This window comes from Maricaulis sp., from assembly GCF_017643475.1.
Classification (GTDB): Bacteria; Pseudomonadota; Alphaproteobacteria; order Caulobacterales; family Maricaulaceae; genus Maricaulis.
The window spans coordinates 973,520-998,904 of record NZ_JAEPNI010000001.1 but is presented as its reverse complement, the minus strand read 5'-3'; the positions used below and the strand labels follow the sequence as shown (position 1 = coordinate 998,904).

Sequence of the window (25,385 nt, the reverse complement as noted above, 5' to 3'; positions counted from 1 at the left end):
CAATGGATTTCAATCACACCGAAGACCGGCGCATGATCTCCGATAGCCTGCGCCGCTATCTCGCTGAACAATACGACAACGAATTCCGCAACAAGATTGCTTATGAGGCGCCCTATCACGATGCGTCCAAATGGGCCGAGCTGGCGGAACTGGGCATTCTCGGCGCACTCGTTTCCGAAGCCGATGGCGGGTTCGGCGGCGACGGCTTCGACATCGCCGTTGTGTTCGAGGAACTGGGCCGCGGCCTGTGCGCGGAGCCCATGCTGGCCAATCTGATGGCCCTGCGCCTCTATGCAGCCTTTGGACAGTCGGAGCGGGTTGATGCCATCATTGGCGGCAGTGAACGCGCTGCGCTGGCCGTCTGGGAAACCGATGCCTTCTCGACGCTGGACGACATCGCGATGACGGGCGGTGACAAGCTGTCCGGCCGCAAGACGGTGGTCTATGGCGGTAACAGCGCCGATCACCTGCTTGTGGTCGCGAGGACCGCCGCAGGCAAGTTCGGTCTCTATGAGGTCGCAGCAGCGGACGCGGAGATCCTCTCCTACGCTATGATCGATGGCGGCGGCGCGGCCGAGATCGTGCTCGACAATACGTCGGCAAAGCTGATCTCCGACGACGCTGCGGACGCAATCAACGCGGCACTCGACGCAGGTCGCCTGGCCCTGTGCGCCGAGGCCGTCGGCATCATGGATGTGCTGCGCGACACGGTGAAGGACTACCTGATGCAGCGCCAGCAATTCGGACGCCCGATTGCCATGTTCCAGGCTCTGCAACACCGGTTGGTCGATTTCTCGATCGAGATCGAACAGGCCCGCTCCATCGTCATCCTGGCCAGCGCCCGGCTCGACGCCGAAGACCGCGCGCTGCACATCGCCCGCGCCAAGAACCTCATCGGACGCGCCGGCAAACTGGTCGCGGAAGAGGCCATCCAGATGCATGGCGGTATCGGCATGACCTGGGAATACGCTGCCTCACACTACGCCAAGCGTCTGACGATGCTGGACGCCCAGCTGGGCGACGCAGAAGACCAGTTGCGTGCGGTTATGGAGCTGGAAAGCGCCTAGGCAGCCGCGGGCCGGCGGAGGCTACTCCGCCGCCGTCTCGCTCTCAGTCACGATGGGACCGTGTGCCGGGACCAGGCCTTCATGATGACGCGCGCCCTTTTCTTCCAGCACGGGCTGGAGGCGATTGTACAGGCGCTGATAGTTGTAGAAGGGCACGGACGGCCAGAGATGATGCATCAGGTGCCAGTTCTGCCAGAGGAATAGATAGTTCCAGCTGGTGAAGCCGATATTGCGGGTCGCTGAATAGCGGCCCGTTTCGCTGAACGGGTGATGTGGCAACCACTGGAACATGATGATCAGCATGTTCATGGCGATGAAGACCATGCCATAGACCAACCCGACAAAAACCCAGCCAAAGCCGCCAACTGCCAGCCACCAGACTGCGATACACATCAGCCAGTTGGCGATGTGGTGCTGGGTCTTCTCAGAACGCGTCATGATCTGGTCTGCATTGACATAACCGCGCGCCAGCGAACGGTCCCGGAAGACCAGCTTCAGGATCAGGATCGGTATTGGCTGAAGCAGGGTAGAGATCAGATTGCGCAGCAACAGGCGTGGGAAACTGAGCTTTACATAAAGGTCGGGATCGCGCTCGGTATTCACAAAGGAATGGTGATGTTTATGCGTGCGCTCCAGCAGGGGCCAGGTTGAAAACAGCATCAGCGAGCCGTACCAGCCGATCAGAGTATGCACCCAGGCAAACCGCCGGTCGCGGACGATATTCCCGTGCACACATTCATGCACCAGCGTGTAGTGAGCATAACTTGTGAATCCGAGCGGCAGGATCAGCCAACCCAGCACGACGGCGCCGGACAGGACCAACCAGATCATGCTCCAGTGCACTGTGACCAGCACAGCCAGGAACCCGAGCGTTGGCCAGGCGACCTCAGGCGTCAACGCCCTAGCCTCGTGTTTTTCATTGATGATGCGACCTGTCATGGCATTATATAAACACCGTTCATTTAATGGCGCAACACCACCCGTGGCATTGGCTGTGTTCGTAAAACCGGGTCTGGCGTGTCGCTTTCAATGTCGGGCGGTTCAAATCGCCAAACGCGCCGCCCCCTTAAATCTCTTCAATCTTCTGGGAGGATGACTGGACGTCAGGGCTTGCTCGGCTATCCTCACTCGCATGATTCCGCTTTTAGCCAGCCTGGCCCTGCTCTGGCAGGATGTCGACACGGTTCAGATCGAGCCCAGTGTGCCCTTCCAGACGGCGGATGAACGCCTCGGAGAACGCCTGGACGCGCTGGCATCAGCGGATGAACGCGCCGCCGCGCCACTCATCGACGAAATCCATGCGCTGTGGGCGCATTCCGGTTCCGACACCATCCAGCTGTTGATGGACCGTGGTTTTGCGGCTGAGGTCGCCGGAAATGATGACATCGCCGCGCGCATGTATGACCACGTCAATCGCCTGGCTCCGGACTATGCCGAAGGCTGGCTCGCCTCCGGCCGTGTGGCGATCGCCTTCGAGGACTGGGCCTTTGCGCTGGAAACGGTCAACACCGCGCTGACCATCGAGCCACGCCGGTATGACGCCTATTTCTCCATCGGCCAGGTCCTTGAACAGGCCGAGGAATGGGATGCCGCGCTGGAAGCTTATGAGGAAACTCTCGCCATCTTCCCGGCCTTCACCCCGGCTGTAGAAGCCCGCGACCGCCTGGCGGCGGCGCTGTCCGGACGGGCACTCTAGACCGTGCTGGGTGCAGTCCTGGCAGGCGGATTTTTGCTGGCCCTGATCGCCGGCTTAATCATCGCCAATTCCATCCAGACCAGAATTGAGGCCGACCATCCGCCCGCCGGCGAATTTGTCGAGGTCGACGGCACACGTCTGCATATGCGCCAGACCGGACCGAGCGACAGGGAGCCGATCCTGGTCCTGCATGGCGCTGCGTCGAACATGGAGGAACCCTTCCTCGCCCTCGCGGACACGCTGAAGGACGAGCATGTCCTGTGGCTGGACCGTCCGGGGCTGGGCTGGAGTGATCGTCCCGATGCTGAATGGTCTCCGCGCGCGGAAGCTGCCCTGATCACCCGCCTGCTGGACACACTGGAAATCGACCGGGCGCTGGTCATCGGCCATTCCTGGGGTGGAGCAATCTCGATGCGCCTCGCGCTGGACCATCCCGAACGGATCAGCGGCCTGGTGCTCATCGCCCCGGCTCTGGGTGCGTGGATCGGTGACGCGGCCTGGTTCAACAAGGCGAGTTTCTGGCCCGTCATCGGACCGCTTTTCACCCGCCTGCTCGTTCCCCTAACCGGCAAGCCGCAATTGCGCTCGGGCGCCGTGAACGCCTTCCATCCCGAACCGGTTCCGGAGGGCTATGCCGAGACAACGAGTCTTGCCCTCCTCCTGCGCAAGCCGAACTGGCTCGCCAATGCCCGCGACATGGCGGATGTGAACCGGCATCTGGAACAGCAGGAGCCGCACTATCACAAGGTCGAACACCGCACGATTTTCCTCGCGGGCAAAGGCGATACGGTCCTGTGGAGCCATCGCCATTCCGGCCTGACGGCCAGCCGGATGAAGAATGCCGAGCTGCGCTGGATCAAGGGCGCAGGCCATAATCTGCACCATCATCAACAAGATGCCGTGGCCGCCGCCATTGCCGATGTGCGGGCGGGCTGACAGGCCTGCTGATTCTTGTGCCGCGACGGCTTGAGAACGGCCGCGCCAGCGCCTAGTTTCGCGAACCCATTCCTAACGAGGTTCCGACATGGCTTTCACCGATTCCGCACCCGAAACCGGCTCCATCGACCAGTCCGACAGCATTGGCGGCGCAGCTCGCGAGCAGATCAAGGCTTTCGTGGCGCGTATCGAACGTCTGGAAGAAGACAAGGCCAATGTCATGGCCGACATGAAGGAAGTCTATGCGGAAGCCAAATCCATGGGGTTCGACACCAAGATCCTGCGCAAGGTGATCACCCTGCGCAAGGTTGATGCCCGCGAGCGCCAGGAAACCGAAGCCCTGCTGGAACTCTATCTCGGCGCTGTGGAGAGCTAGACGCTCTGACGCGAAAGTGAGTTCAGCCGCGGCTCCTTGACCTCTAGTTTTCCCACCGGGGCTAACGGGATAGGAGATAATCATGCGACAGCTACTGGCTGCACTCACACTCATGGTCGCGACCACTTCGGTGGCCTTCGCGCAGGATGACGCCGATATCGAAGGCGTGCGCGCCGCGGTCATGGCCTATTTCAATGCCGGCAATACTGGCAGTTCCGACCTGGCTCGCGAGGCTTTCCATACGGAAACCGGCAAGATGTTCATCTATCGCAATGATGACGAAGGCGAGCGGGTCGACACGATGAATCTGGGCGATTTCGCTGCCCGCTTCGGTCGAGCCATGCCAGAGCGGACGGTCACTTTCCACGACATCAATGTCGCCGAGGGCTCAGTCGCCTACGCGCACATCACCATCGACTGGGCAGATGGTCGTTTCGTCGACGACATGTTCCTGCTTTACAAGATCGATGGCCAGTGGAAGATCATCGCCAAGGCTTTTGCTTGGCACTAGAGGCGGTATGCCCCGCGAGATCGACGACAAGAAGACCCGCAAGGCGCTCCGGCGCCTGGCCCGCGCCAAGCGCGCGGCCGCGGAGTCCGATGCCGACGATACGCAATTATCCGAATGGGAAGACGAGTTTCTCGGATCGCTGGAAGAGCGCCTCGAGAAATTCGGCTCCGCCTTCAATGATCCGGACAAGGGCAATCTCGACGATGCGCTGTCCGGCCGCCAGTCGGTAAAACTCCGCGAAATCGAGAAGAAGGCCAAGGGCAAGGGCCGCAAACCCATGTCCCGCGGCAATGGTTTCAAGCGCAAGACGCCGACGCATTCCTCACGCGATCGCGATATCAATGAGGATGCGCCTGTAGAGGACCTGCCTGCTTCGGACGCCCACGTCAAAAATTCTCCACCACCCGCGACCGGCTTCAAGCCCGTCATAATCGAAGGCGGGAAGTTGAAGGACTGACGCAGAAACACGTGTAGGCGCAGACAATACTACTCTTAGCGGCCATCAGGTATGCGACATGACTCAGGTTTCAATTTCTATTAAACTTGTCACCGTTTTGTGAGCGCGAGGGATCGGCACAGCTGGTAAGGCGAAGTGCCCATCGGAGACCCGCAGATGCTGAAACAAATTGCGATGCTGCAAAGCCTCGAAACCGGAATTATCGACCGGCTCGACGAGGCTCTGGATCACGGTCTGGGCACGCAGGGCGGGCGCGACGCGCTGCAGTCAGCCATGCGTGAACTCAACACGACGGCCGAGCTGAAGAGCGAGCTGATCTATTCGCCCCTGCTGGAAGATCCGGCGACACGCGACTATATCCGCCATCTCGATTTCAAGCTCTATGGCCTGATCGAGCGCATCGAGGTGTTGCGCTCTTATCTCGAGCTCAGCATGCAGGCGGACACGCCTGATGCCGACATGATAGAGCTGACGGTTCACCGCCTACGCCGCCGCCTTCTGGTCCTGTTCAAGAAGGAATCAGCCCTGCGCCCGGTTTATTCGAGTTGGGTGGACCGTCACGCACCGACAGCTGGCGACACGGCGCGCCTCGATCACGCGCCCACCGCCATCCACTAGCGCGCCAAAGAGCCGTTCGTCAGCATGTTCGGACGGAAGCGGAAGACGATATCGCGGTCCGATGCCTGGTCCTCACGGATCGGTCCGGGGTGTGGAACGGATCGCAGAATATCCCGGATCACATTGATCCGCGCTTCGTGTTTGTTGTCAGCCCGGACAATGCCCCAGCGCCCGTGTTCGTGGTCACTGCACTGAAGCATGTGGTCACGCGCAACGGTATAGGCGTCGTATTTCTGCAGCGCGACGGCATCGATCGGGCTGGTCTTCCAGGTCTTCAGCGGATCACTCTGGCGTGCTTCCAGCCTCGCTGCCTGCTCCTCGCGCGAAATGTCGAGATAGTATTTCAGAAGCGTCGTTCCGGCCTCGACCTGCATGCGCTCGAAAGGCACGACCTGATCGAGGAAACTGTCACGCTCCTCGCGTGTGCAGAACCCCATCACCGGCTCCACGCCTGCCCGGTTGTACCAGGAGCGGTTGAAAATCACGCACTCTCCGGCGCTGGGCAAATGCGGGACGTAACGCTGGAAATACCAGCTGCCACGATCCCGTGCGTTCGGCTTACCCAGGGCAATCACCCGGGTTTCGCGCGGGCTGAGATGTTCGGTGATGCGCTTGATCAAGCCGCCCTTGCCGGCCGCATCACGCCCCTCCAGCAGGATCAGCAAGCGGTGATTACCAGCGATGAGATGGCGCTGCATGGCCACCAGCTCGATCTGCAGGTCATGCAGATGAGCGCGGTATTCATCCTTGTTCATGCCGCCACTATCATGGGTATATGCACGTTTGGGCGAGGGGGCAGACATGACACCTGGACAGCGCACATTCTGGGAGAGTTTCAAGGCAGCGACGGGCGAAACCGCCGACCGGCCGCAGGACATCTCCGCCTTTGGCGACAGCCCTGAAATGGCGGACGAGCTGTTGGGCCTGATACTTATCGGCCAGAAACGCGCCACCTGTTCCCTCGCCCGCTGGTATCTCGGCCCGGATGCCGACAGCGAGCTGCCGCGCGTGGGCAATCTGACGATCGTGCTCGATGGCAGAGATGAGCCGCGCTGTGTGCTGCGGATCACATCGGTCGAGATCAAGCCGGTCCGTGACACCGATGCCCAATTCGCCTGGGACGAGGGTGAAGGTGATCGAACGCTGGAAGACTGGATGCAGGGCCATTGCGCCTTCTGGCAGCGCGAGGCCGAGCGCGAGGGTTTCACCTTCTCCACCGACATGGACGCGGTCTATGAGCGGTTCGAGCTGGCCTGGGTCCCCGAGCGCTGACACAGCAAACGACAAAGGCCGGCGATCCCCCGATCACCGGCCTTCACATCCCCCGATGTGCGTCGTGGATCAACCCGTGGCGCGAACGCCATCCACGTCCAGGTCGTATTCGCGAACCTTTCGATAAAGCGTCGAGCGTCCGACACCCAACCGGCGTGCAACCTCGCTCATGCGACCAGCATAATTCTCGATAGCGAACTCGATAAGATCGCGCTCGATGTCTTCCAAGGATCGCAGATGACCGCCATCATCCATGATCTCGACCGGTACCGACGCCCCGGCAACGACATCCGCCAGCACATCAGCCGTGCTGACCGGACCATCTGCCTCGATCGACGGGGTCAGTCCGGAAATCTGCGGGAAGTCCTCCGGCTTGAGATAATCGCTGTCCGCGAGCACGACCGCCCGGAACACCGAATTCTCCAGCTGGCGCACATTGCCCGGCCAGTCATAGCTGGACAGAAGCGCGTGCGTTTCCGGCGCCGCATCCAGGATCGACTTGTCCTCCTGGGCATTGAAACGTCCGATGAAATGCCGAACCAGGGCCGGTACATCTTCCTTGCGTTCCTGCAGCGAGGGCACCTCGATCGGGAACACATTCAGACGATAGAAGAGATCTTCACGGAACTGGCCCGCGGCGACCTGTTCGGCCAGGTCCCGGTTGGTTGCAGAGATGATCCGCACATTGACCTTTACAGGGCGTTTGGAACCGACCGGGTCGACCTCGCCTTCCTGCAGGGCCCGCAACAGCTTGACCTGCATGTCCAGCGGCAGTTCGCCGATCTCGTCCAGGAATAACGTGCCACCATCGGCTTCCTGGAATTTGCCTGCGTGTTTGCCCACAGCCCCTGTGAACGCGCCCTTTTCGTGACCGAAAAGCGTCGACTCCACCAGATTCTCCGGGATCGCACCGCAGTTCACCGCAACAAAGGGCTCTCCGGCCCGTTTGCTTGCCGCCATGATCGATTGCGCAACCAGCTCCTTGCCCACACCACTCTCACCGGTGATGAGGATCGGAATGTCCGACTGTGCTGCACGCTCGCCCAGGCGCACAACCTGTTGCATGGCCGGTGCACCGGCAATCATGTCGGAGAAACCGAGACGACCCTCGACCTTCTTGGTCAGGCGTTTCACCTCACCGGACAGGTTCTGGACCTTCAGTGCATTACGGATGGATACCGTGATCCGTTCGGGGCTGGCCGGCTTGACGAAGAAGTCTGCCGCGCCGCCGCGCATGGCCGCAACAACTGTCTCGATACCGCCGGAAGCAGTCAGGACAATAACAGGGAGATCCGGTTGTTTGTGCTGAACAGCCTCGAGCGTCTCCATGCCGTCCATTCCCGGCATGATCAGATCGAGCAGCATCACATCAACTCCCCCGGATGCGATGCGGTCCAGGGCATCCTCGCCGCTTTCAGCGGTCTCGGCCCTGAAACCCTGCTTTTCGATCACCGCCTGCAACAGGCGGCGTTGTGTCGGATCGTCATCGACGATCAGAACAGATTTCACCATCACCCACGCCTTTTCGGTCGCTTATATTCTCGCCGGGCCTTTGGCCTCACCGCCATCGCTGACGGGGCGTCTATGCGAACCGTTATGGGACACTTGTCTAAATTTCACGTGAAAGCGTCGGCAACGAAGGGTTAAGCATAAGACTCAGGGCGTTGTTGTGATATGCTCACCTCAGCTAGCCACAGGCCGGAGCCCGCTGAACATGTCGACACACGAACCGGCCTGGAGATTTCCGGAAAAAGACGGGTTCTCGCGCATTGCGCCGGAACACCGCCTGGCGATCATCCACAGCCTGCCGGGCATGATCGTCTGGCCGATCCTGCTGTTTGTACTCTTCATTGCTTTCTCGATGGTTGTCGCCTCGACCTGGCAGATGTTCTCGCTGTCACCGGACGCACAATTGCTGAACACGGTGATCTTCACGGCATCTGCTGCGGCTTACGCAACGCTCGCCCTGATCATGTGGGTCCGCTTTTCAGGTTATGGCGCCGCGCGCTCGGCCTTCTCGATCATGCCGGTCAAGTTCTCCGAGATTGCCCTCGCCATTCTGGTTCTGCTGTTCGTCATCACGATCGGGGGTCGCCTATCGGTGATGTTCCACGAATTTGCCATGGTCGATGCCAGCCTGACCCTGTCCGGTGGCGCGGCACCGGAAGACCTGACCAATGTGGATGACGTCACCCAGTCCGGCGCGGCCCTGTGGGCCGTTGTCCTCCTGTCGGTCATTGCCGCCCCCATCGTGGAGGAGATCCTCTTTCGCGGCTGGATGCTGCCCATGCTGATGGCGCGCGGCGTGCCGACCATCTTCGCCATCCTGATCTCGTCCGTCGCCTTCGGCCTGATCCACACACCCCAGGGCCTGCTCGTCATGACGACGACCTTCTTCCTCGGCGTTGGCCTGGGCATCGCCCGCGTCGTCACCGGACGCGTTGCCGCCCCCGTACTCGGACATATGGCCAATAATGCATGGGCCGTATTCGTCGTCCCCCAATTGCTCGGTTTGCAGCCGGGTTGAGATTGACGCCCTGCCCGGGCGGGTCTAGCGCTAGGGCATGACAAAAACAAAAGTCTCCCCGATGAAGCGTCCGCCTGCTCCGCTGAAGGAGTTTGCCGGCGCCAAACCGCCGGCTCCGGCATGGTTCGAAAAAGCCCTTGAAACTTCCGTCGACACCGGCATATCCGTAGTCGAGGAAGCCAACATTCACTGGAAAGCCTGGGGCGAGCGTGGTCAGCCCGGCCTGGTGCTGGTGCATGGCGGTGTCGCCCACAAGGACTGGTGGGACAGTATCGCGCCCTTCCTGGCGCCGACCCGACGTGTGGTGGCGCTGGACCTGTCCGGCATGGGCGACAGTGATCACCGCGACACCTACCGCATGGATCTTTATGCCAAGGAAGTCATGACCGTCGCCCGTGACGGCGGTGCCTTTGACGCAGGTGCACCCTATGTGGTCGGTCACTCCTTTGGCGGGTTTGTCAGCCTGGCCACGGCCATGGAATATGGCGAGAAATTGCGCGGCGTCGCCATTCTCGACAGCCCGATCCGCCCGCTGGAGGAACAGCGCCGCTCCAGCCCGCCCAGCCGCGGCGGCAATACCTATGCGACTTTCGAGGCAGCGCTGGAACGCTTCCGCCTTCTGCCGGAACAGCCATGCGAGAACGCTTTCCTGCTCGACCACATCGCCCGTCAGTCCCTGAAACAGGCGACACGGCCAGATGGCACGACCGGCTGGACGTGGAAATTTGATCCCCATCTCTGGGAAAAGCTGGAATATGACCGCAAGCCGCCGGCCGAGCTGGCGGCATCGCTGAAAACCCGTGTCGCGCTTTTCCGCGGCGGCGACAGCATCCTGGTCAATGACGAGATCTGGGCCTTCATGCGCGAGACGTTCGGGCCTGAGACCTCGATGATCTCGATCCCGGACGCGCAGCATCACCTGATCCTGGACCAGCCGATCGCCGTGGCATCAGCGCTGGAAGTCCTGACAGGCCCGGGCTGGGGGTAGTTTATCTTCGCCTCCGGAGAAGTGGGCTCGCCGTAGCCGTGGCGAAGGCGAGCCAGCCCCATCTGGCTCCTCGCTCAATAGACGAAGAGATTGACGCCAACCGCAACCGCGAAGAGCACGGCGAGCGCAACAGCTGTCGCAAACAACATGCGCCGCCAGCGTAAATGTGGGCTGGCATGACGCCCTTTAACCACTGCCCGGGCCAGATAACCGGCCACCGCGACAACCAGCGTGAAAAACCCGATCGATATGAACGAATAATCTCGCCCGAGCCCCATCAGATGGAGCAGGCCAAACACACCAAGCAGGGCGGCAAAGATGCGAAACAGAGCCAGCCTGCTCCTGGTCGTCACGGCGCGCTCGCCTTGATCGCCAGCGCATGCACCGGGCCGGCCAGCTCCTCGGCCAGGGCCTCGTTGATCATGCGGTGAATGGCGACACGGTTCTGACCCTTGAAACGGTCAGCGACAATTTTCACTGTGAAATGACTTTGACCACCCGGGCGGGCACCGGCATGTCCGGCGTGCAGATGGCTGTCATCGATCACATCCAGCTCGGCCGGCGTGAAGGCGGCTTGCAGCTTGGTTTCGATCAGGACGCGGACATCAGACATTTTTGATCTCTTTTCTCGTCGCTTTCATTGCCGCTTTACCAGCGAGCCCCCATACTTAGAAACATGGCTGAAGCATTCAACTATAAACCGCGTTTCAAGGACATCCGGATCAAGCCGCCCAAGGACGAGCCGGCGCCGGAGGAACGTGTGTGCGAATGGCCCGGCTGTAACAAACATGGCGACAGCCGTGCGCCCAAGTCCAATGACCAGCTCAACGACTTCTACTGGTTCTGTCAGAGCCATGCAGCTGAATACAACAAGTCGTGGAATTTCTTCGAGGGCATGAGCGAAAGCGCCGCCCAGTCCTTCCGCGAGAGCGCGGCCTATGGCCATCGCCCGACCTGGAGCTGGCGCAATACGCACTCGGCCTCGGCCAAGGCCTCCAAGGCGTCGAAGAATTTCCAGGATGGTTTCTCCGACCCCTATGGCATGTTCGGCGATCGCAAGGAGCCCGAACGCGAGGCGGATACCGGTCCCCGCATGGGCCGTCTGCAGACCAAGGCGCTGGAGACCATGTCGCTTGATCCGGATGTGAAACCCTCGGCGGTTCGCAAGCGTTATGCGGAACTGGTGCGCCAGTTCCACCCGGATTCCAATGGCGGCGACCGCTCCTCCGAGGAACAGCTGGGACGCGTCATCGCGGCCTACCAGATCCTCAAGAATTGCGGCATGGCCTAGCCTCCAACTGCCGAGCGTTTTGGCACTGGCCTTCCCCCGCATCGGCAGCGTGCTATAGATCTAGTCATCTTATTCGTTGGCCCAGCCACCTCCCCAAGAAGACCGGTTCCATGAGCGATAGTTTCCCCCTCCAGGCGCCTGACGCCATTGCAGACACCAAAGCGCTGTTCGGTTTCGATGCCGGCTTCGAGGTGCCGATGTTCTCGCAGCGTGACGATCACACGCCGATCATTGACGAGAACTATGTCTTCGACCCGGCGACCACGCGCTCCATCCTGGCGGGGTTTGCCTATAATCGCCGCGTCATGATCCAGGGCTATCACGGCACCGGTAAATCCACCCATGTCGAACAGGTCGCCGCCCGCCTCAACTGGCCGATGGTGCGCGTAAACCTGGACAGCCATGTCAGCCGTATCGACATGGTCGGCAAGGACGCCATCGTCCTCAAGGACGGCAAACAGATCACCGAATTCCAGGAAGGCATCCTGCCCTGGGCTCTGCAACGCCCGGTCGCCCTCCTGTTTGATGAATATGATGCCGGTCGTCCGGACGTGATGTTCGTGATCCAGCGCGTGCTGGAAGCCTCCGGCTCTCTGACCCTGCTGGACCAGACCAAGGTCATCCGCCCGCACCCGCATTTCCGCCTGTTCGCCACCACGAACACGATCGGTCTGGGTGATACCACCGGCCTCTATCACGGCACGCAACAGATCAACCAGGGCCAGATGGACCGCTGGTCCATCGTCTCGACGCTGAACTACCTGCCGTTCGAGACCGAGAACAAGATCGTCCTGGCCAAGATGAAAAAGATTGCAGCGGCCGATGGCGGCGAGGACATGGTCGCCAACATGGTCAAGGTCGCGGATCTTTCCCGCGAAGCTTTCATCAATGGCGATATCTCCACCGTGATGAGCCCGCGTACGGTGCTGACCTGGGCGGAGAACTACGAGATCTTCAACGACCTCGGCCACGCCTTCCGCCTCACCTTCCTGAACAAGTGTGACGAGCTGGAACGCCCGGTCATCGCGGAAATGTACCAGCGCGTCTTCGCAGAAGACCTGCCCGAAGCCCCGATCAAGGCCGAGGTGGCTTAATCCCGCCGCGCCATTACCGTTCGTGCCGCGCGGGTCATCTTGATGATCAAGAGGAGGAAGCCCGCCAGCACGGTCAACAGGGCAGCGCCTGAGGCGGTGATGATCAACGGGTGGTGGCTGTTCTCGCGTGCCTCGTAATCCATGATGTGCAACATCCAGAAGAAGTCATAGAAGCGCCAGACATCATTGCGGCGAGCGTCGACACGGCCGGAATGGGCAGCCACATAGAGCCGCGTGCCCTCGCCGTCATCGATGGACACCCGCCAGGCCGGATGGGCGCGGCGATACTCCCAGGTGGGCTCTTGGAAATACTCCACCGCCGCGATTATCTCGTCCCCGGCATAATCGGCTCGGGCAACGGCAATGGCCATCTCCTCGCTGAGCGGTGAGAGCTGCTCGCCGGTCACGGCATCGACAAGGGCGACATGCCCCTCGGCCGGATGGAAGCGATAGACCGGCCGGTCCAGCCAGCGCCCCAGCACGACACTCTCCATGCCCGAGGTGTCCAGCTCGGCGATCCGGGCGGCTTCGCCTATCTCCAGCACCTCGCCCACTGGCAGCGGCGCAGGTTCGCCTGCCTCCTCGATATTGTGCTCACCCCGCACAATCTCCAGCGACAGCGCGCTCATCACCAGACCGCCGGCGATCCAGAGAACGATCTGGATACCCACGATCAGGGCAACCCATTTGTGAATGCGAACGGCCCAGCGCTGGATAATCATCTAGTGGTGGTGACTCTCTGCTTCCTCGGGTGCGGCAGCGATGACTTCCAGGCCGTTTTCGCCATTGATGGCGGTAATGACCAAGGCTGCGCCCGGCTCGAATAGCGTGATGTCGACATCATCGGCAATACGAAACTCCATTACCATGGCCGGCATGGAAAGCTCACGCATGGCTTCGTGACGCAAGAGCGTGGTGCGGTTGGCGATATCGACCGTGCGAACATCCGCCGCGACCATCGACTGGCCCTGGGCGTGGTGAGCATGACCGTGGCCGGGCTCATGGTCGCTGGTGAGCGTGGTGCTCGCCAGGGCAAGCGCAAGGGCTGAAACAATCATCGAAACTATCCTTCTGAAATACCGTCACGTGTGAGCTCGGATGCGGAGGCCAGTCGCGCCTCGCCTTCCGGATTGGAATACCAGCCCGGATCCGCATCGCCTGTCAGTCCCGGGCGCACTTTGAGAATGGTGAACATGCCGCCCATGGTGATGTAATCGCGCGGCCCACGCGCACCGATCATGGGCAGGGCGTTTTCCGGAATGGGCATATGACCCATCTCCAGATGCGCGCCCATCTCGCCCATACCGTCATGACCCATCGTCATATAGCTGGGCAAAAGGCCACCGACAGCGCGGTCAATGCGGCGCGCATCAACGCCGGTCATATTGGGCAGGTCGTGGCCCATCTGGTTCATCACGTGGTGGGTCATGTGACAGTGCATGGCCCAATCGCCCGGATTGTCAGCGACAAACTCCACTGTCCGCGTCGAGCCGGTTGCGACCAGTACCGTCGTGTCTGGATGGCGCGCAGTCTCAGGGATGACCCCGCCATCGGTCTCGGTGATGGTGAAGGCATAACCGTGCAGGTGGATTGGGTGGTGATCCATGGCCGAGAGATTGCCAAAGCGCAGTCGCACGCGCTCACCCTGTGCCGCCACAAGCGGCGATGTGCCGGGATAACATTTCGCGTTCATGGTCAGGATGTTGAAGTCCGCCATCGCATTGGGATCAGGCCGCGAAGCGCCGGCCGGCAATGACCATTCCGACAGCATGATGGCGTAGTCCCGGTCCGGCAACGGGCCTTCCGGGCGGCGAGGATGCACAACCATCATGCCCATCAGCCCCATCGCCATCTGGGTCATTTCGTCATGATGGGAGTGGTACATGAAGGTGCCGTGCTGGCGAAAGGTCCATTCATAGATGAAGGTCTCGCCGGGATGGATAGCTCGCTGGTTGAGTCCGCCTACTCCATCCATGCCCGAGGGCAGGATAACGCCGTGCCAGTGCACCGTGGTGGAGGCCGGCAGGCGATTGGTGACATAGATGCGGACCCGGTCGCCCTCGACCGCCTCGATCGTGGGGCCGTGGGTTCGGCCGTTATAGCCCCAGGTCGTCGCGCGCAGACCCGGAGCAAACTCGTGCTCCACCTCTTCGGCGATCAGGTGGAAGACTTTCACCCCGTCAACAATCCGCCACGGCAAGGTGGCACCGTCCGGCGTCACCACGGGGCGATACTCCTGACCAGGTCGACCCGGGGCATAGTCACCAGCCGGATCGACGGTCACGGAATGGGCAGCTCGCGGAGCGGGCTGGGCGCTGGCGCGACCGCCACTCAGTCCCGCTGCAGCCAGGCCGGCACTGCCAACCAGAAGGGCATCTCGTCTGGAAATGGGCATCAGTGTCCTCCTGCCTCGCTCTGGGATGCCATCGATATCGCCGCGTCGCCGGCCGCGGCAGGCGAGCCACCCGCTGCCAGCTGGTCCAGGCTGATCCGGGCCAGGTCTGCCGCTTCGCGTGCATCAACCCAACTCAACCCGGCCCGCGTACGGGTCTGGAAAGCGGCCAGGAGATCGAACACGCCAACCTGCATCGCATTGTAGTGCAGCAGGGTCTGATCCAGCATCGCCTCACTGGCCGGCAACAAGTCCTGTTCGACACGACTGGCCTGTTCCGAGGCGAGATTGTGCACATTGCTGGCCGTCGACCAGGCAAGCTCGATGCGCGTGACCAGGGCGGCATGGCGTTCCAGCGCCTGTTCTGCGCGCAGGCGCGCTGCGGCGCGCCGGTGCTGGCCCTGGTCGAAGACCGGAAGGGAAAGCTCGGCCATCCAGCCGCGCGCCCATTCCCGATCCTCCCGCTCTGCGGCCAGGCCGATCTCGGCGTGGTCCAGCAGGCTGGCCCAGTTTTCCAGACCGGCAGCGCGCGCCGCCGCTTCGACCTCGGCACGCGATCTGGCGAGCAAGAGACTGGCTTCCAGAATGTTCTCGGTGGAGACGGCGGCGGGCATCGCCTGAGCTGGCAGCTGGTCCGGCAAATCCTCCAGCGCGACCGGCATCCCGAGGACTTGCTCAAGCTCTGCCCGGGCTTGTTCCGCTGCCAGCCGGGCTGCGCCCTCCTCGAGCTGGATATTCACAAGCATATTCTGTTCGCGCACCAGTGCGATCGGCGCCCGGTTCCCAGCCGTATCCAGCTCCTCGGCGACAACCAGAGCGGCTTCAGCGGACTGGAGAATGCGTGCATAGAGATCCTGGCGCTGTTTCGCAGCCACAACGGAGACCCAGGCCCGCTGGACGTCGGCACTGAAATCGATCAGGCGCAAGACTGCATCGCTGCGCTCGGCCTCATAGACCGCGCGCGCCTGTCGCGCACGCCAGGGTGTCGCGATCACGCCCATCACCGAGGCGCGCAGATCCACATCATAAACACGACCATGATCGCCACCGGGCAGGCTGACAATTTCCAGCACCGGATTGAGCGGACGGGACTGTGAGTTCAGCTCTGCTGCCGCAATGCCGGTCTCCAGCAGATCGCCCGCGATATCGCGATTATGCGCCATGGCCAGCGCAACCGCGGCCTGCGGCGTCTCCAGCGATCCGCTCGCAGAAAGATCAAGCACGGACCGCTCGGAAGCCTGCGCTATCACGGCTGGCGCAACCGAAGCGGGCTCCACGGTGGCGCAACCGGCCAGCGCTGATGCAACCAGAACCAAGGCCGACAAGGAATTTCTGTTCATCATGCCCTTGCCCTATCATACCCCCCAGGGGTATACAACAGACATGAGTATTACAACCGCCCCACCCGCTGAAGACCGCAAGAAATCCCTCGCCCGCCTCAATCGGATCGAAGGCCAGGTACGCGGCGTTGCCCGCATGCTGGAGGAAGACCGTTATTGCATTGACATTCTGACCCAGCTCTCGGCGGCCAAATCGGCTCTGGGTGCCGTTGAGCGGGAAATTCTCAAGGACCATTCCCGGCACTGCGTGGCGCACGCCATCGACAGCGGAAATGCGGCCGATCAGCACGAGAAGATGAACGAGCTGATCGAGCTGCTTGCCAAACACTATCGCCTCTAGGCGTGACACCGGGCCCCGCGCGCCTAGTTTATCGCCATGCGCGTTTTTTACTCCGACACCTTCAACCTGCCCCTGCCGGACCGGCACCGCTTTCCCAACACCAAGTATGCGATGCTGCGGGAAAGGCTGATCCGCGATGCGATTGTGTCCGAGGACATGCTCGAACTGTCGCCGCTGGTCGAGCGGGTAGATGTGCTGCGCGCGCATGACGTGGCCTATGTCGACGCCTTCGAGCGCGGGGCGCTGGACGAGAAGGCCATTCGCCGCATCGGCTTTCCCTGGTCAGAACAATTGGTCACCCGCACGCAGGCCACCGCTGGCGGTGCCGTGGCAGCCGCCCGTGCAGCCCTGGACGACGGTATCGCCGGGCAGCTGGCTGGCGGGACACATCATGCGCACCGCGATTTCGGGTCGGGCTATTGCATCTATAACGACTTTGCCATCGCCGCCCTGAACCTGGTCGAGACGGGCGCGGCCGCACGTGTCGCGATCATCGATCTCGACGTGCACCAGGGTGATGGCAATGCCGCCATCCTGGCCGGACACGAGCGCACATTCGTCTTCTCGATGCATGGAGAGAAGAACTTCCCCTTCCGCAAGCATGACAGTGATCTGGACGTGCCGCTGGCGGACGGAATGGAAGATGCGGACTTCCTGGCGACGCTTGCGGAACACTTGCCAGCGGTGTTCGCCTTTGCGCCGGACATTGTGCTCTATCAGACCGGGGTCGATGGCCTGGCAGAGGACAAGCTCGGCCGCCTTGCCCTCACACATGACGGGCTGAAACAGCGTGATCGCATGGTCCTGTCCGCCTGCCAGGCGCGCGGGATACCCGTGTCCATGGGTATTGGCGGTGGGTATGCAGACCCGATCGAAGCCTCGGTCGAGGCCTATACCAACACCTACCGCGTCGCGGCAGAACTTTACGGGTTCTAGGACGCGCTCGCCGTGACGACAGCGTCAGCGAGGGCCCGGCCGCTGAGAAACGCTGCCTCCACCCGCGCCGCCAGACACCAATCCCCGGCGAGACCAAGCTTGAGCGCACCATCCCACAAACAGGCCTGCCCCAGCGGACGCTCGACCTTGGCATAACGCCAGCGATGCACGTCCGCATGCGCCGGCTCCGGCAAGATCACTCCGGCGGCGGCCTGGAACTGCTTCAGCAGGAGCGGCCGGATCGCCTCGGGCGTTTCCTCCAGATATCGGCGTGACCAGTCGGCACTGGCCTGGACAACCCAGCGCTCGGCGTCACCTTCGCGCTGCGGTCGCGCCGTTTCCCGCGCCGCCCAGGCGATATCACCCGCCCGCTGGATCACTGACAGCGAGATTGGCAGAGCCTCATCAAACACAAACATGCCGGTCCAGCACGGTGCGATGTCCACGCTCTCAAGTCCGGGAAACGCTGCTGCGTGCCCGGCAAGGAGGTCCAGGGCCTGGACCACGGGCACAGCCAGCAAGACAGTGTCAAACGTCTGCTCCTCGCTCGTCTCCAGTGACAGAACCCAGCCCGGGCCCTCCCGGCGCATCTGGGCGACCCGCTGCCCGGTGCGCACATCGAGGCCTTCCAGCATCGGCTTGACCAGCCCGCTCATGCCCGGCGTGCCGGTCCACCAGCTCTCATCCCCGCTCGCGGGGTCGACCCAATGCGCCGCGCGTCCGAGCCCGGCCGCATGATCCAGATAGGCCTTGAAGCCGGCATCGCGCGCCGTGACGAACTGGGCGCCGTGGTCAAAACCGCCATAGACGCTGCGGCGCGTCGCCAGGCGACCGCCCGTGCCGCGGCTTTTCTCGAATACCACCGGGCTCAAGCCGGCTTTGCGAAGTTGGGACGCACAGCTCAAGCCGGCCATGCCTGCACCAATGATTGCAAGCGTCATCTCTGCCTCATTGTTTCTGCAGATAAACCTAGCGCGGGTGCTAGCGGAAGAAACCCAGGATCATGCGGGGCGCTTCATTGGCAATGCCCAGCGCCTGTACGCCCAACTGCTGGCGCACCATCAGGGCGTTCAGCTTGGCACTCCCCTCGCCCAGATCAGCATCGACCAGATGGCCAATGCTTGCCTCGGTCACATCAGACTGTTTCTGCAGCAGCACTTTCTGGACTTCCAGCGTACGCAGGGATGTGCCCAGGCGAGAGACCGCCGCATTCACATCCGTCATCGAACTGTCGAACGTGTTGATCATGGCCTGATCCGGCTGGGTCAGGATGTGCGCGGTATCGGGATAGGGCAACGTGCCGGTCAGCGCGACATCCACAATGCCACCACCATCGGTCATGTCTTCGGCAGCGATTGTCATCGTGTCGCCCGGCTGGGGCCCGGTGACGACGCTTAAATCGGTCGCGCCGGCTTCCAGCAGATTGATACCGTTGAAGGCTGCCGCCTCGACCAGGCGGTTCATCTCATTGCCCAGCGACACATATTCGCCCATCAGATTGCGCCAGCTGGCCTCGTCAAGACTGGTATCGGTGGCAGCGACCAGCTTGCTCTTCATTTCAATCATGATGTCGGAAATACCGTTGGCCGCAGCGAGAGCGACTTCAACAACGCCGGTGGCAGCATCAATCGAGCGCATGGCCGTCACACGCCCGCCATTGGACGCACGCATGCCCTGGGCCAGGGCCCAGATCGTGCCATTATCCTTGGCACTGCCGACTTTCAGCCCCGTTGCAATACGCGTCTGGACCTCGAGCGTGTCTCGGGTCAGACGATCGATATGCTGCAACGCTGCATTCGTTTCGGCCATGGAATGAACCGAAAAGCCCATCCAGCCTACTCTCGCCACCTACGGTATCTGCCGGTTTTCCGGTCAGATGTCTGGCCCCGCTTATACGGGTGCCAGCCTTCAGTGTGCCGAAACGGGGTTAGCAGAAGGTTGATGCAATTGACGGTTCCTGCCCCCTCGCAATTGCCCGCGAAACCGCTAGTTTGCCTGTATGAGCAAGCCGCCCGCTGATCCCGACGCCTTCAAACGTGCCCTCTCCATTACCACTCGCGCCATCGCGGGGGAGAAGGATATCGATGTGCGCTTTGGCGGCGATGTCGCCGGGCTGAGCGGGGGCCGTATCGTTCTGCCGAATCCGGGCACCGAGCCCTCGCCGCGGGCCGCGGCCGCGGTCCGCGGACGTGCCGATGCGCTGGCCCTGCGCCTGGCGCACCACAACGAGAGCGAACACGTCAAATCCCTGCCACCGGGTGCAACGGCGCGCGCGATCTTCCACGCGGCAGAGCAGGCCCGTGTCGAGGCCATCGGCGCACGTGAACTGGCAGGGGTCGCCGAAAACCTGGACGCCTCTCTGGTACAGCGTTGCAAGCAAAAAGGCTGGCAGCGGGTCGAGGATCGCCAGGGCGCGCCGATGGAAGAAGCCATCGCCATGCTGATCCGCGAGCGCATCTCCGGTCGCCCCGCCCCGATCGAGGCCCTCGGCCTGATGACCACCTGGCGGGATCAGCTGGAAAACCTGGCCGGCCTGTCGCTCGACGCCCTTGCCGGCAATGCGAACGATCAGGCGGCCTTTGCCGAAGCCTTGCGCACCGTGATCCAGGATCTCGACCTGGCGGACGAGCTGGGCGGTGATCCGGAAGAGAGCGAAAACCCCGACGACGAGGATGAAGGCGTCGATCGCGAGCAGCGCACAGGCGAGGACGAACAGCCTGATGGCGATGATGGCGGCGATCCGGATACGCCTGATGCCTCTGGCACGGCGGCCGACGAGGACGAGATCACGGCCGACACCGATGATCTCGACACCCGTGTCGAAGCCATGGATGACGACGGCGCGGCCCAGACCATGATGCGCCCGAACTGGCGCCCGTCGGATGACATGAATGCCAAGGCCTACAAGGTCTTCACGCGGGAATTTGACGAGGTCGTCCATGCGACCGACATGTGCGAGACGGAAGAGCTGGAACGCCTGCGCCGTTATCTCGACAATACGCTGAAAGGGCTCGACCAGGTCGTTGGCCGCCTCGCCAACCGGCTGCAACGCCGGTTGATGGCCCAGCAGGAGCGTGCCTGGAAGTTTGATCTCGAGGAAGGCGTTCTCGATGGCTCACGCCTGGCGCGCGTCATCGCCGACCCGACCCTGCCGCTCTCCTACAAGCAGGAAAGCGACACCGAGTTCCGCGACACTATCGTAACCCTGCTGATCGACAATTCCGGCTCCATGCGAGGACGACCAATCACGGTGGCCGCGGCCTGTGCCGATATCCTCGCTCGGACGCTGGAGCGTTGCGGTGTGAAGACCGAGATCCTCGGCTTTACAACCAAGGCCTGGAAGGGCGGACAGTCCAAGGAGAGATGGCTCAAGGACGGCAAGCCGCCACATCCGGGTCGTCTCAATGATCTGCGCCATATCATCTACAAGGCCGCCGACACACCCTGGCGACGGGCCCGCGTCAATCTCGGCCTGATGATGCGCGAAGGCCTGCTCAAGGAAAACATCGATGGCGAGGCCCTGATGTGGGCCTGGAAACGCCTGGCCACCCGCCCGGAACAACGCCGCATCATGATGGTGATCTCGGACGGTGCGCCGGTCGACGACGGCACCCAGTCCGCCAATTCCGCCGGCTATCTGGAAAAACACCTGCGCGAGACGATCGCCATGATCGAGAAACGCTCCGAAGTGGAATTGCTGGCCATCGGCATCGGCCACGACGTGACCCGCTGGTATCGCCGCGCCGTCACGATCAATGATGTCGACCAGCTCGGCGGCGCCATCACCGACCAGCTGGCCGCCCTGTTCGACGAGGATGGCGGACCGACCGCCAGCTTGTCCGGTGGGCCGGGCCCAGCGATGAAACGGATCGATTTCGCCTCGATCGCCGGGCGCGTTTAGGCGAGAACCGCCTGCCACAGCAAAATCCCGCCGATCGGAAAGAAAAACATCCAGGAGAGGTGTTTCCCGCGCGACAGCAGCAGCGCCGCCAGTCCGCAAAAAACGAACGTCCCGCCGAACACGGCCAGCGTCAGCTGACGGAACTCTGCAACAGCCAGCTGGTCCAGCACCAGGATGGCCGCCAGGGCGAACCACATCAGTGTCAGCAAGTGCCAGCCCGCCTTCAGCGTCACCCGGCTCATGGCACGGCTGCCCAGAATGGCCGGCAGGTCGTCCCGCGCCACGATCGGCGCGATCAGACGTCTGCCCCCGATCAGGGAATGGAACAGGCCAACAAGCATAAGCAGGACTGCAGCGATCAAACTGAGCATGGAAACCTCCAACCGGGATCGCTCGGGATCCTAGAGAAGATTTCCATAAAGGTGCGGATGGGCGTTATGCCTGCGGTGTGTCGTCGCGGCGCGCGCGAAAGACACTCTAACACCCCGGACAATGGTGGAAGCTGTCGGGATGTTCCCAGGCCACCTCACCATCCACGACCGTCATCCAGGGTGTCACCGACAGGATGTCAGCGTGTTCGATGGTCATGATATCGCCTGAGAAAATGGTGAAGTCGGCGCGCTTGCCCTCCTCGATCGAGCCGAGCTCGTCCTCGCGGAAGGAGGCATAGGCCGGCCAGAGCGTGAAGAGTTTGAGCGCGTCATCCCGTGACAGCGCCTCGTCCGGACGCCAGTTCTCGCCCTGGAAGCCGGAGAGATCGGCCCGGGCCACGGCGGCATAGAATTCGATGCGCGGATCGCCCTGTTCGACCGGTGCGTCGGAGCCGCCGGTCAGGTGGGCCCCATGATCCAGCAGGGTCTGCCAGGCATAGGCACCGTCGAGGCGATCCTCGCCCAGGCGGGCCGGTGCGAAGTGCAGATCACCAATGGCGTGGGAGGGCTGCATGGATGCGATCACGCCCAGCTCGGCGAAACGCGCGAAATCATCCGGGTGCACGATCTGGGTATGCTCATCACGCCAGCGATGTTCCGACAGGGCGCGTTCATCGGCCGGGACCTGGGCCTGGGCTTCCTCGACCCAGTCCAGCAGCAGGCGATTGCCGCGGTCACCGATGGCGTGGACATTCATCTGGATGCCATTGCGCAATGCCTCGATGAAAACACCCACCGTCTCGTCCGGCTCGGCAATGTTGAGACCGGAGGTTTCCGGGCGATCGCTATAGGGCGACAACAGCGCTGCCCCCCGCGAGCCCAGCGCGCCATCCATATAGAGTTTCACCGCGCGGGTGATCACCATGCCATCATCGGCGATGCGCGGAACTTCACGCGCCAGGCGGGCGAAACCGCCCGGATTGATGGAGACATAGACGCGAGTGGACAAGCGATCAGCCTCGGCCAGACCCTCGATCATCTCGACATCGGCATAGGGCACCGACATGTCATGCGCCCCGGCCCAGCCCAGGCTGGCCAGGCGCTGAGAGCCCTCGGCGTAGATATCCGCGCGCTCCGCACCGGTGGGCGCAGAGACCAGCTGGCTGACCGGATACATCGCTGTATCGATCAACATGCCCGTCGGTTCTCCGGCCTCGTCAAACAGGATTTCGCCGCCTTCCGGCGCCACACTGTCCCGTGAGATCCCGCCGGCGTCCAGTGCTGCGGAATTGGCGACCAGGGCATGACCGTCAGCACGCACAAGGATCACCGGATGGTCCGGGGACACCGCGTCCAGATCCCGGCGATTGGGGAAACGACCTTCCGGCCAGTGCGTCTCGATCCAGCCACGACCAAAGACCACATCGCCCGCGCCGGCATCAGCAACCGTCTCGGACACGCGCTGGACGAGTTCCTCGATGGAGGTCACAGCATCCAGGTTCAGCGTGCGCTCCCGCGAGCCGACGCCGAGAACATGCACATGGCTGTCGGTGAAGCCGGGATACATCGCACCACCATTGAGGTCGATGATGCGGGTATTCTCGCCGAAATACTGCTGGGCCTGGGCCTCGTCGCCGACATAGACGATACGGCCATCACGGGTGACCACCGCCTCGACCATGCGCTGGTCGTCATTGGCGGTGTAGATCTGGCCGCCCCAGAAAATCATGTCTCCCGGCTCGCTGGCAGAAGATGTCTGCGCCGCCGTTGTTTCGCTGGATTGCAGATTGGTGTTTTCTGGCTCTGCTGGTGTTTCCGTCGGGGCCTGCCCGCAGGCGGCCAGTGAAATCGCAGCGGCAGATGCCAGCCAGAAAGACAGACGCATGGTGTTCCCTCCCCTTAGTCGGGGGCAGGCTAGCCCTCACGCGCACAAACAACAACGCCCGCTGCTTGCAGCGGGCGTTGATAATTCCGTTACCGGAAAAGCTGTTAAGCCTGGTTGGCCTTCTTCAGCTCGCGCTTGATCTTCAGAGCGCGATCGGAAAGCTGCTCGTCGCGAGCTTTCAGAAGGAAGGCGTCCAGTCCGCCGACATGGTCGACGCTGCGCAGAGCTTTAGCAGCAATACGCAGTTTGAAACCGCGACCCAGCTTGTCAGACGTCAGCGTGACATCGCACAGGTTCGGCAGAAAACGGCGGCGGGTTCTGTTGTTGGCGTGAGAAACATTGTTTCCCGTCATAACACCCGTACCGGTCAAATCGCAGCGACGCGCCATGGTGGCACCTTTCAAACAAATAAATTCTTTGCGCAGAGGCCTTGCGGCCACAGCGGGAGCGGGCGAAATAACGGAGTGGACCGGCTGCGTCAAGCTTGTGGCGTTCATCTTGCAGTCGGAATTGAAGTATTATTGCAGTTGAACACATGTGTAAAAGGGTCGGCGGGGCCGAACTTAGGGAGAGTAAAGCGTGAAAAAAGCACTGATTCTGGCGACCGGACTGGCTCTGGCAACAAATGCGATGCCAGCCTCCGCTGACGATGCGGCCAATGTCACGAGCGCGAATTCACAAGGCGTGACAGTGCAATACGCTGGCTCGGTGATGATTTTCCAGGTCGCCAATATCGTCATTTCCAGCACGTTCCAGGAAGAAACCTACCAGGCTTCCGCGCGGTTTACCGCTGCGGGACTGGCCGCGCTGTTCACCGATGCGGATATCGAGGCCGGTGTCAGCGGGTATCGTGAAGGCCCGCGTCTGCAGCCCTGGCGCTACAGCCACCTGAACCATGCCAGTTCCAAGAATCGAATCGTCGGCATCGACTTTCCCGAGGGTGTCGCGACCCCGGACATCAACCCGCCCTTTGGCAATATGGGAGAACCGCCTGCCAGTGCAGAGCAACGCGCCGGCGCAGCCGACCCGCTCTCCACCCTGCTCAGCGTCGGTCTGGGATCTGTTGCCGACGAGAATGGTCGTTGCGATGGCACCCTGGCGGTGTTCGACGGGCGGGCGCGGTATAATCTGCGCTTCGAATATGCCGGCGAGCATTACGTCCGCACCCGTGCCTGGCAAGGCGATGCCCAGGTTTGCCAGGCCTATTACGAGCCGATCTCCGGTTATGAGGAAGACGAATTCCCGTCCGATGACGTGATCGCCGAACCGATCACGATGTGGTTCGCGCCGGTCGAGGGCACCAATATCCATGTTCCTGTGCGCATCCGCACGAATGCAGGATTTGGCGGCGCGACCATCACTGCCCGCTCGATCCAGGCGCATTAGA

30 protein-coding genes are annotated in these 25,385 nt (G+C 62.0%); 16 read left to right on the top strand and 14 right to left on the bottom strand.

Annotated elements, in window-relative coordinates:
- Positions 1-2 precede the first annotated feature (2 nt).
- Positions 3-1,067, top strand: a complete 1,065-nt coding sequence (locus JJ889_RS04795) for an acyl-CoA dehydrogenase (RefSeq protein ID WP_291892015.1) — start codon at positions 3-5, stop codon at positions 1,065-1,067.
- Between the two features lie 21 nt (positions 1,068-1,088).
- Here JJ889_RS04795 and JJ889_RS04790 read toward each other — a convergent pair whose 3' ends face one another.
- Entirely contained in the window at positions 1,089-2,006 is a 918-nt protein-coding gene (locus JJ889_RS04790; protein WP_291892013.1) for a fatty acid desaturase, read from the bottom strand.
- A 193-nt stretch (positions 2,007-2,199) separates the two neighbouring features.
- Here JJ889_RS04790 and JJ889_RS04785 point away from each other — a divergent pair, with 193 nt between their 5' ends.
- The 6 genes from JJ889_RS04785 (at position 2,200) to JJ889_RS04760 (ending at position 5,661) form a co-directional block, all read left to right on the top strand.
- Positions 2,200-2,763: a hypothetical protein gene (locus JJ889_RS04785; protein WP_291892010.1), complete on the top strand. Its 564-nt coding sequence runs from the start codon at positions 2,200-2,202 to the stop codon at positions 2,761-2,763.
- 3 nt (positions 2,764-2,766) lie between these two features.
- A complete protein-coding gene (locus JJ889_RS04780; RefSeq protein ID WP_291892008.1) occupies positions 2,767-3,699 on the top strand; it encodes an alpha/beta fold hydrolase in 933 nt (310 codons plus the stop codon).
- An 88-nt stretch (positions 3,700-3,787) separates the two neighbouring features.
- Positions 3,788-4,075 (top strand): DUF2312 domain-containing protein, encoded by a 288-nt coding sequence (locus JJ889_RS04775; RefSeq protein ID WP_291892006.1) that lies wholly within the window; start codon positions 3,788-3,790, stop codon positions 4,073-4,075.
- An 82-nt stretch (positions 4,076-4,157) separates the two neighbouring features.
- Positions 4,158-4,586, top strand: coding sequence for a nuclear transport factor 2 family protein (locus JJ889_RS04770; protein WP_291892003.1), 429 nt, complete (start codon positions 4,158-4,160; stop codon positions 4,584-4,586).
- 7 nt (positions 4,587-4,593) lie between these two features.
- Complete coding sequence (locus JJ889_RS04765; protein ID WP_291892000.1) at positions 4,594-5,043, top strand: hypothetical protein; 450 nt, start codon at positions 4,594-4,596, stop codon at positions 5,041-5,043.
- 156 nt (positions 5,044-5,199) lie between these two features.
- On the top strand, positions 5,200-5,661 hold the full coding sequence (locus tag JJ889_RS04760) for a hypothetical protein (RefSeq protein ID WP_291891998.1): 462 nt from the start codon (positions 5,200-5,202) through the stop codon (positions 5,659-5,661).
- On the opposite strand, the gene ppk2 is transcribed toward JJ889_RS04760, so the two are convergent.
- Complete coding sequence (gene ppk2 / locus JJ889_RS04755; RefSeq protein WP_291891995.1) at positions 5,658-6,464, bottom strand: polyphosphate kinase 2; 807 nt, start codon at positions 6,462-6,464, stop codon at positions 5,658-5,660. The two genes, JJ889_RS04760 and ppk2, sit on opposite strands and share 4 nt — an antisense overlap.
- Here ppk2 and JJ889_RS04750 point away from each other — a divergent pair.
- The gene (locus JJ889_RS04750) at positions 6,463-6,933 is read left to right on the top strand and encodes an ASCH domain-containing protein (protein WP_291891992.1); all 471 of its coding nucleotides are present in this window, start codon (positions 6,463-6,465) and stop codon (positions 6,931-6,933) included. The genes ppk2 and JJ889_RS04750 overlap by 2 nt on opposite strands.
- Before the next feature lie 69 nt (positions 6,934-7,002).
- Here the strand turns inward: JJ889_RS04750 and JJ889_RS04745 are convergent, their stop codons facing one another.
- Positions 7,003-8,445, bottom strand: coding sequence for a sigma-54 dependent transcriptional regulator (locus JJ889_RS04745; protein WP_291891989.1), 1,443 nt, complete (start codon positions 8,443-8,445; stop codon positions 7,003-7,005).
- Between the two features lie 202 nt (positions 8,446-8,647).
- On the opposite strand from JJ889_RS04745, the gene JJ889_RS04740 reads away from it, so the two are divergent.
- A complete protein-coding gene (locus tag JJ889_RS04740; RefSeq protein WP_291891986.1) occupies positions 8,648-9,460 on the top strand; it encodes a type II CAAX endopeptidase family protein in 813 nt (270 codons plus the stop codon).
- Positions 9,461-9,521: 61 nt separating this feature from the next.
- Complete coding sequence (locus JJ889_RS04735) at positions 9,522-10,448, top strand: alpha/beta hydrolase (RefSeq protein WP_291891984.1); 927 nt, start codon at positions 9,522-9,524, stop codon at positions 10,446-10,448.
- Between the two features lie 74 nt (positions 10,449-10,522).
- Here JJ889_RS04735 and JJ889_RS04730 read toward each other — a convergent pair whose 3' ends face one another.
- Together JJ889_RS04730 and JJ889_RS04725 are read right to left on the bottom strand one after the other, a co-directional pair.
- Positions 10,523-10,801: a hypothetical protein gene (locus JJ889_RS04730; RefSeq protein WP_291891982.1), complete on the bottom strand. Its 279-nt coding sequence runs from the start codon at positions 10,799-10,801 to the stop codon at positions 10,523-10,525.
- On the bottom strand, positions 10,798-11,061 hold the full coding sequence (locus tag JJ889_RS04725) for a BolA family transcriptional regulator (protein WP_291891980.1): 264 nt from the start codon (positions 11,059-11,061) through the stop codon (positions 10,798-10,800). Before JJ889_RS04725 ends, JJ889_RS04730 begins: the two co-directional genes overlap by 4 nt.
- Before the next feature lie 63 nt (positions 11,062-11,124).
- Between JJ889_RS04725 and JJ889_RS04720 the strand changes: the two genes are divergently transcribed.
- Complete coding sequence (locus tag JJ889_RS04720) at positions 11,125-11,739, top strand: J domain-containing protein (RefSeq protein ID WP_291891977.1); 615 nt, start codon at positions 11,125-11,127, stop codon at positions 11,737-11,739.
- 110 nt (positions 11,740-11,849) lie between these two features.
- Positions 11,850-12,833 carry a cobaltochelatase subunit CobS gene (gene cobS / locus JJ889_RS04715; protein WP_291891974.1) on the top strand — a complete coding sequence of 328 codons (984 nt, stop codon included), beginning with the start codon at positions 11,850-11,852 and terminating at the stop codon, positions 12,831-12,833.
- Here the strand turns inward: cobS and JJ889_RS04710 are convergent.
- Genes JJ889_RS04710 through JJ889_RS04695 form a run of 4 tightly spaced genes read right to left on the bottom strand, consistent with a single transcriptional unit; the run spans position 12,830 to position 16,568 of the window.
- Complete coding sequence (locus JJ889_RS04710; RefSeq protein ID WP_291891971.1) at positions 12,830-13,555, bottom strand: PepSY domain-containing protein; 726 nt, start codon at positions 13,553-13,555, stop codon at positions 12,830-12,832. The two genes, cobS and JJ889_RS04710, sit on opposite strands and share 4 nt — an antisense overlap.
- A complete protein-coding gene (locus tag JJ889_RS04705; RefSeq protein ID WP_291891969.1) occupies positions 13,556-13,891 on the bottom strand; it encodes a copper-binding protein in 336 nt (111 codons plus the stop codon). It lies immediately after the preceding gene.
- A 5-nt stretch (positions 13,892-13,896) separates the two neighbouring features.
- Entirely contained in the window at positions 13,897-15,228 is a 1,332-nt protein-coding gene (locus JJ889_RS04700) for a multicopper oxidase domain-containing protein (RefSeq protein ID WP_291891967.1), read from the bottom strand.
- Positions 15,228-16,568, bottom strand: a complete 1,341-nt coding sequence (locus JJ889_RS04695; RefSeq protein WP_291891964.1) for a TolC family protein — start codon at positions 16,566-16,568, stop codon at positions 15,228-15,230. The genes JJ889_RS04700 and JJ889_RS04695 overlap by 1 nt, the downstream gene beginning before the upstream one ends.
- Before the next feature lie 40 nt (positions 16,569-16,608).
- On the opposite strand from JJ889_RS04695, the gene JJ889_RS04690 reads away from it, so the two are divergent.
- Both JJ889_RS04690 and JJ889_RS04685 read left to right on the top strand, forming a co-directional pair.
- Positions 16,609-16,905, top strand: a complete 297-nt coding sequence (locus JJ889_RS04690) for a metal-sensitive transcriptional regulator (protein ID WP_291891962.1) — start codon at positions 16,609-16,611, stop codon at positions 16,903-16,905.
- 36 nt (positions 16,906-16,941) lie between these two features.
- Complete coding sequence (locus JJ889_RS04685; RefSeq protein ID WP_291891960.1) at positions 16,942-17,841, top strand: histone deacetylase; 900 nt, start codon at positions 16,942-16,944, stop codon at positions 17,839-17,841.
- Here JJ889_RS04685 and JJ889_RS04680 read toward each other — a convergent pair.
- On the bottom strand, positions 17,838-18,782 hold the full coding sequence (locus JJ889_RS04680) for an FAD-dependent oxidoreductase (RefSeq protein ID WP_291891958.1): 945 nt from the start codon (positions 18,780-18,782) through the stop codon (positions 17,838-17,840). The two genes, JJ889_RS04685 and JJ889_RS04680, sit on opposite strands and share 4 nt — an antisense overlap.
- Before the next feature lie 40 nt (positions 18,783-18,822).
- Positions 18,823-19,671 carry a flagellin gene (locus JJ889_RS04675; protein ID WP_291891956.1) on the bottom strand — a complete coding sequence of 283 codons (849 nt, stop codon included), beginning with the start codon at positions 19,669-19,671 and terminating at the stop codon, positions 18,823-18,825.
- 169 nt (positions 19,672-19,840) lie between these two features.
- Between JJ889_RS04675 and cobT the strand changes: the two genes are divergently transcribed.
- The gene (gene cobT / locus JJ889_RS04670) at positions 19,841-21,742 is read left to right on the top strand and encodes a cobaltochelatase subunit CobT (RefSeq protein ID WP_291891954.1); all 1,902 of its coding nucleotides are present in this window, start codon (positions 19,841-19,843) and stop codon (positions 21,740-21,742) included.
- Here cobT and JJ889_RS04665 read toward each other — a convergent pair.
- The 3 genes from JJ889_RS04665 to rpmB form a co-directional block, all read right to left on the bottom strand.
- Entirely contained in the window at positions 21,739-22,113 is a 375-nt protein-coding gene (locus tag JJ889_RS04665) for a hypothetical protein (protein ID WP_291891951.1), read from the bottom strand. The two genes, cobT and JJ889_RS04665, sit on opposite strands and share 4 nt — an antisense overlap.
- A 106-nt stretch (positions 22,114-22,219) precedes the next feature.
- Positions 22,220-23,998: an amidohydrolase gene (locus JJ889_RS04660; RefSeq protein WP_291891949.1), complete on the bottom strand. Its 1,779-nt coding sequence runs from the start codon at positions 23,996-23,998 to the stop codon at positions 22,220-22,222.
- A 104-nt stretch (positions 23,999-24,102) separates the two neighbouring features.
- Positions 24,103-24,387: a 50S ribosomal protein L28 gene (gene rpmB / locus JJ889_RS04655; protein WP_291893164.1), complete on the bottom strand. Its 285-nt coding sequence runs from the start codon at positions 24,385-24,387 to the stop codon at positions 24,103-24,105.
- A gap of 190 nt (positions 24,388-24,577) precedes the next feature.
- Between rpmB and JJ889_RS04650 the strand changes: the two genes are divergently transcribed.
- Complete coding sequence (locus JJ889_RS04650; protein WP_291891947.1) at positions 24,578-25,384, top strand: DUF3108 domain-containing protein; 807 nt, start codon at positions 24,578-24,580, stop codon at positions 25,382-25,384.
- The last annotated feature ends 1 nt before the right edge of the window (position 25,385 follow it).

Bases quoted from the DNA above. Each gene is read 5' to 3' on its own strand.
- JJ889_RS04760 (WP_291891998.1), top strand. From the start codon at position 5,200: ATGCTGAAACAAATTGCGATGCTGCAAAGCCTCGAAACCGGAATTATC.
- JJ889_RS04680 (WP_291891958.1), bottom strand. From the start codon at position 18,782: ATGACGCTTGCAATCATTGGTGCAGGCATGGCCGGCTTGAGCTGTGCG.
- JJ889_RS04775 (WP_291892006.1), top strand. From the start codon at position 3,788: ATGGCTTTCACCGATTCCGCACCCGAAACCGGCTCCATCGACCAGTCC.
- JJ889_RS04795 (WP_291892015.1), top strand. From the start codon at position 3: ATGGATTTCAATCACACCGAAGACCGGCGCATGATCTCCGATAGCCTG.
- JJ889_RS04690 (WP_291891962.1), top strand. From the start codon at position 16,609: ATGAGTATTACAACCGCCCCACCCGCTGAAGACCGCAAGAAATCCCTC.
- JJ889_RS04665 (WP_291891951.1), bottom strand. From the start codon at position 22,113: ATGCTCAGTTTGATCGCTGCAGTCCTGCTTATGCTTGTTGGCCTGTTC.
- JJ889_RS04660 (WP_291891949.1), bottom strand. From the start codon at position 23,998: ATGCGTCTGTCTTTCTGGCTGGCATCTGCCGCTGCGATTTCACTGGCC.
- cobT (WP_291891954.1), top strand. From the start codon at position 19,841: ATGAGCAAGCCGCCCGCTGATCCCGACGCCTTCAAACGTGCCCTCTCC.
- JJ889_RS04750 (WP_291891992.1), top strand. From the start codon at position 6,463: ATGACACCTGGACAGCGCACATTCTGGGAGAGTTTCAAGGCAGCGACG.
- JJ889_RS04740 (WP_291891986.1), top strand. From the start codon at position 8,648: ATGTCGACACACGAACCGGCCTGGAGATTTCCGGAAAAAGACGGGTTC.
- JJ889_RS04710 (WP_291891971.1), bottom strand. From the start codon at position 13,555: ATGATTATCCAGCGCTGGGCCGTTCGCATTCACAAATGGGTTGCCCTG.
- JJ889_RS04700 (WP_291891967.1), bottom strand. From the start codon at position 15,228: ATGCCCATTTCCAGACGAGATGCCCTTCTGGTTGGCAGTGCCGGCCTG.
- JJ889_RS04790 (WP_291892013.1), bottom strand. From the start codon at position 2,006: ATGACAGGTCGCATCATCAATGAAAAACACGAGGCTAGGGCGTTGACG.
- JJ889_RS04735 (WP_291891984.1), top strand. From the start codon at position 9,522: ATGAAGCGTCCGCCTGCTCCGCTGAAGGAGTTTGCCGGCGCCAAACCG.
- ppk2 (WP_291891995.1), bottom strand. From the start codon at position 6,464: ATGTCTGCCCCCTCGCCCAAACGTGCATATACCCATGATAGTGGCGGC.
- JJ889_RS04705 (WP_291891969.1), bottom strand. From the start codon at position 13,891: ATGATTGTTTCAGCCCTTGCGCTTGCCCTGGCGAGCACCACGCTCACC.
- JJ889_RS04770 (WP_291892003.1), top strand. From the start codon at position 4,158: ATGCGACAGCTACTGGCTGCACTCACACTCATGGTCGCGACCACTTCG.
- JJ889_RS04745 (WP_291891989.1), bottom strand. From the start codon at position 8,445: ATGGTGAAATCTGTTCTGATCGTCGATGACGATCCGACACAACGCCGC.
- JJ889_RS04685 (WP_291891960.1), top strand. From the start codon at position 16,942: ATGCGCGTTTTTTACTCCGACACCTTCAACCTGCCCCTGCCGGACCGG.
- JJ889_RS04720 (WP_291891977.1), top strand. From the start codon at position 11,125: ATGGCTGAAGCATTCAACTATAAACCGCGTTTCAAGGACATCCGGATC.
- JJ889_RS04785 (WP_291892010.1), top strand. From the start codon at position 2,200: ATGATTCCGCTTTTAGCCAGCCTGGCCCTGCTCTGGCAGGATGTCGAC.
- cobS (WP_291891974.1), top strand. From the start codon at position 11,850: ATGAGCGATAGTTTCCCCCTCCAGGCGCCTGACGCCATTGCAGACACC.
- JJ889_RS04725 (WP_291891980.1), bottom strand. From the start codon at position 11,061: ATGTCTGATGTCCGCGTCCTGATCGAAACCAAGCTGCAAGCCGCCTTC.
- JJ889_RS04675 (WP_291891956.1), bottom strand. From the start codon at position 19,671: ATGGGCTTTTCGGTTCATTCCATGGCCGAAACGAATGCAGCGTTGCAG.
- JJ889_RS04765 (WP_291892000.1), top strand. From the start codon at position 4,594: ATGCCCCGCGAGATCGACGACAAGAAGACCCGCAAGGCGCTCCGGCGC.
- JJ889_RS04695 (WP_291891964.1), bottom strand. From the start codon at position 16,568: ATGATGAACAGAAATTCCTTGTCGGCCTTGGTTCTGGTTGCATCAGCG.
- rpmB (WP_291893164.1), bottom strand. From the start codon at position 24,387: ATGGCGCGTCGCTGCGATTTGACCGGTACGGGTGTTATGACGGGAAAC.